Below are 316 nucleotides of genomic sequence, written 5' to 3'. Positions count from 1 at the left end.
GCGGCACGTCTACGCCTTGGGCAACAGCGCCGAGGCCGCCCGGCTCAACGGCATCCGTACCTCTCGCCTGACCATCGGCATCTACACCGTGGCCGGCTTGCTGTACGGCATCGCCGCCCTGCTGCTCATCTCCCGCACCGGAGTCGGCGACCCGCAGGCCGGGCAGACCGACAACCTCGACAGCATCACCGCTGTGGTCCTCGGCGGCACCAGCCTCTTCGGCGGACGCGGCTCGGTCCTGGGCACCTTCATCGGCGTCCTCATCGTCGGCGTGTTCCGCAACGGCCTCCAGCTGATGGGCGTCGCCTCCATCTAT

The 316-nt window shown here is 69.0% G+C and carries 1 protein-coding gene; it reads left to right on the top strand.

Features of this window, described 5'->3' with window-relative positions:
- A partial coding sequence (locus N4G66_RS45465; protein WP_391859000.1) for an ABC transporter permease occupies positions 1-316 on the top strand: 316 nt, incomplete at both ends.

Source organism: Streptomyces rhizosphaerihabitans (assembly GCF_025399795.1).
Lineage (GTDB): Bacteria > Actinomycetota > Actinomycetes > Streptomycetales > Streptomycetaceae > Streptomyces > Streptomyces rhizosphaerihabitans.
This window is presented reverse-complemented; position numbering and strand designations above follow the sequence as displayed.